This window comes from Borborobacter arsenicus (assembly GCF_003934165.1).
GTDB classification, from domain to species: Bacteria; Pseudomonadota; Alphaproteobacteria; order Rhizobiales; family Rhizobiaceae; genus Pseudaminobacter; species Pseudaminobacter arsenicus.
Window position 1 is genome coordinate 1 of record NZ_RKST01000077.1, and the last position, 3684, is coordinate 3684.

Here is a 3684-nt window from a genome sequence, read left to right on the forward strand (position 1 = left end):
ACCTTGCTTCCTCTGCAATTGCTTAACCCATCCTAGCGCCCGGGCCATCGCAGCTGTTTGCGCAGGATCAAGTCAAGCTGCGGCGCTGGAAAGATTATGATTCCGTCAGCGTCGGAACCCGGACGCCGAAGATCTTCAAGACAGTGCCGGGCGGTCATCGTTGTTGGGGTAGCGTCGCCAGCTGACGCAGCGAGCGCGCACCATCGTCGGCTGTCGCGATCACTTCATCGAAAAGCAGGGCCAATTCCATGTAGACGCTAGGGTCGCTTTCATTGGCAGCCAGCTCGTCGATGTCCTGCAGGAAAGTCAGGATGGCGGCGATGCGTTCACGGTCTTGGCGGGCCCGCGCAAGATGCTCACGCTGAACCCTGCGATGTTCAAGCTTGGCAAAGCGGGCCAAGGCATCGTCCAAGCGATCCCGGCATTGGCAGTCCAGACCGGCACTGTCGATCAAGGTTCTTATTCGCCGCACGATCGCCGCATCCGTGTTTCGGGAGGCGGCTGTATCAAACGGGATTAGCGATATTGTCATTTACCCGACCTGCGCTGTGGCGGTGGAATACCATCGAAACCGCCTGGTTGCACATCCAAGTGCTCCGTACAGGCAAAACCTGCTAGAGCACCGCCACATAAAGCGAAGAAAACCCACCGGCCGGGTAGAGAGCTTTTACCGGCTGCTCGCCGGGTGCAAGCCGGATTCGCTTGGTCTGCGCCAACAGCTCTTCCATGATGATGCGCAATTCCAGTCGAGCCAGAGCGGCACCAGGGCAAACATGGATGCCGGCGCCATAGAGAAGGTTCTGCGCAGGCTCGCGGTCGAGCCGGAATTCATAGGGATTGCCAAAGACGGCCTCGTCCCGGTTCGCCGATGCCCACATGAGCGTGATCCGCTCGCCGGCGGCGATCTGGCGCCCGCCGATCTCAACCGACCGGGTCGCGACCCGGCGGTTGGAAACAAGCGGCGCATGTATCCGCAACACCTCGTCGATCGCAGCTGGCAACAAGGATGGATTCTCACGGATTTGCGCCTGTATTGGCGGATTCTCCGCAAGATAGTAAACTAGGATTCCGACACAGGCAGCTATGGTGCCCAGTTCGCCGACCGTCCAGTTGCGCAGAATGCTGACGATCTCCTCTTGAGTCAGGAACCTGTCTCCCACCTTTTGCCGCAGTAGGCTCGTGGTAGCGTCATCCGGGGCCGCAGCCCCGGCCCTGCGGCGCGCCTCCAGCAATTCTCCGATATAACCGTCAAATTCCAGCGCTATGGCAGCCATTGCCTTGGCATTCCTGGCCAAGGTGGCTTCATGGTTCTTCTGGATCCAGCAGCGCAGCGGCTCATGCAAATCTTGCGGCCAGCCCAGAAAGGCGCACTGAATACGCAGAGCGAACAGTTGAGCGAACTGCGTCACCATTTCGGTCTCCGCTCCCCGCTGCAGGCCAGATACCAGTTCGGTCGAGATTGCCTGGCAAAGCGGCTCGAATGCTTCCACGCGGTCGGATGCGAAATAGGACTCGATCATCTGCCTGTATCTGGTGTGTTCCGGCGGATCCATCCCATTGGGCACGGACAAGTGGCTGGAGACCACGTTGCTGAACGTGTCATGGTCGTCGAGCACGCGCACGACGTCCTCGTGCCGAAACAATGACCAGCCGGAATAGTCGCTATGCGCCACCGGACAACAGCGGCGCATTCTGTCATACGCCCTTGTCTGGTCCGAGAGCACCGAATCCGATCTGGGATTCCAGTCGGATGGCGGCCTGTTCAGCATGAGGTTCATGAGATTCCCCTAGTAAGATCATGTGGCGGCCGGGCATGGTATTGCGAATGAAAAGTCGCGGCCGCGGCGCATAAGTGGCCCACGCGGGCAGTAAAGTCCTTGACCCCCGTCAAATAGCGGCCCCGCCGGACGGCGCGTGAACCCCGTGGCTGCCATTAACTTCATGGTGTTTGACCTGGGACAAATACCGGCGGGCGGCTCGGCTATTAGTATTCGGGCATGTGAAAGTTGTACCGCCAGGAGGCACACGGTCATGTTGCCCAAGACACTGTTGATGGTCGTGGACGGTCACCAGGCCGATCAGAACCTGGATACCGCCATTTCGCTTGCGCGCGAGACTGGCCTTCACCTCAGCATTCTTGTGATAGGTATATTGCCGCGTTCACCAATCAATGCACGTCGGGGCGTCGCAACGGAACCATGGGAGGCTGAATGCGAGGCCGTGCTGTGGCAACTTCACGAGCGCAGCAAGGCACTTTCGGGCCTTACCCGCGACGCCAATATCTCCGCCGAGGTCCTGTCGGAATGCTGCGAGATCGATGAGGTCGACGATCTGGTCGGCGAGCACGCCCGGTATGCCGATCTGACGCTTGTCGAGCCGGAGCTTCTCAAAAGTCACGGTCTTGACGTCCATTGCCTGAGCGGTGCCCTGTTTGAATCCGGGCGGCCCGTCCTGCTAGTTCCCCAAGCCACCCCTCTCACCTTGAAGCCGAAGAATATTCTCGTTGCGTGGGACGCGGGCGTTGAAGCCGCCCGCGCGGTCAGGGAAGCGCTGGCGCTGCTTGTTCAGACGGGAACGGTGAACGTGGTCACGGTAAAGACGACCAACGATACCGATGAGGCCGGAACGGGCAGCGATCTTTCCGCATATCTGATGCGCCACGGCATTCATGTGAAGCTGCGCGAGATTTGCAGCAACGGCCAGGCCGTGGCCGACGTCTTGAAACAACACGCGCTGGATGTTGGCGCAGACCTTCTTGTAATGGGGTCCTACGGTCACTCTCGCATGCGCGAGCGCGTTTTTGGCTCCACCACGCAGTCGATGCTCAGCCAGCCGACCGTGCCGGTGCTGATGGCGCGATAGGTCGCTTCCACTCAACGCTGCTGACTGTCGCCATTCCAGCGGGTCATCTGCCCACCGGGGTCGACACCCACCCAATTCACCAGCCGCGCGGCGATTTCACGGATCACGTCTTCAAAGGAACTCGGCCGCGCGTAGAAAGGTGGCACCGGCGGCGCGATAATCGCACCCATTCGGGCCAGAGCCAGCATTGAGCTTAGATGCCCCTCATGCAGCGGGGCTTCACGCGGGGCAATTACCAGGCAGCGTTTTTCCTTGAGCGTCACATCCGCCGCCCTGGCGACCAGGTTTTCGCCGAAGCCATGCGCAATGGCCGCCAGTGAGCGCATCGAACACGGCACGACGATCATGCCATCGCTCCTGAAGGAACCGCTGGCGATCGGAGCCGCCAGATTGTCGGGAGAATGGGTCCAGGTAGCGAGCGCTGAAAAATCGGCAAGAGCCGCATGCCCAAGCTCATGTCGAATGGTAGGCTCGGCACCGCGGGAGACAACCAGATGGGTTTCGGCCTTGGCCTGGGCGAGCTGACGAAGTGTCTCCAGGGCCAGCACCGCACCCGATGCTCCCGTGACCCCGACGATAAGACGTCTCGTCATTCGCGCCCGCCCAAGCCCTGGGGAAACAATTCGCGCCATCGCCGGGATATTTCCTGCTCGACCCCGGCGGACATTTCCAGCCTTGTCCCCCACTCCCGGTTCGTTTCCGGCCGCATTGCCTCAAGCAAAATGTTACCGATAGTGTTGATGCTCCAGCTGGGATGGCCATGGATCGCTGTTCCGGTTTGGGGGACGGATGGCGGGGCTCAGCATGGCGACACGGTCGGAA

Annotated in this window: 4 protein-coding genes; 1 reads left to right on the plus strand and 3 read right to left on the minus strand. The window is 60.4% G+C overall.

What is annotated here, in order from left to right; genetic code table 11:
- Positions 1-154 precede the first annotated feature (154 nt).
- Positions 155-454: a hypothetical protein gene (locus tag EET67_RS25095; protein ID WP_245451246.1), complete on the minus strand. Its 300-nt coding sequence runs from the start codon at positions 452-454 to the stop codon at positions 155-157.
- A gap of 160 nt (positions 455-614) precedes the next feature.
- Positions 615-1778: a cytochrome P450 gene (locus tag EET67_RS25100; protein ID WP_128628888.1), complete on the minus strand. Its 1164-nt coding sequence runs from the start codon at positions 1776-1778 to the stop codon at positions 615-617.
- A 136-nt stretch (positions 1779-1914) separates the two neighbouring features.
- Between EET67_RS25100 and EET67_RS25105 the strand changes: the two genes are divergently transcribed.
- Positions 1915-2862: a universal stress protein gene (locus EET67_RS25105; protein WP_128628889.1), complete on the plus strand. Its 948-nt coding sequence runs from the start codon at positions 1915-1917 to the stop codon at positions 2860-2862.
- Positions 2863-2873: 11 nt separating this feature from the next.
- Here EET67_RS25105 and EET67_RS25110 read toward each other — a convergent pair whose 3' ends face one another.
- Positions 2874-3455 (minus strand): UbiX family flavin prenyltransferase, encoded by a 582-nt coding sequence (locus EET67_RS25110; RefSeq protein WP_128628890.1) that lies wholly within the window; start codon positions 3453-3455, stop codon positions 2874-2876.
- Positions 3456-3684: the final 229 nt, after the last annotated feature.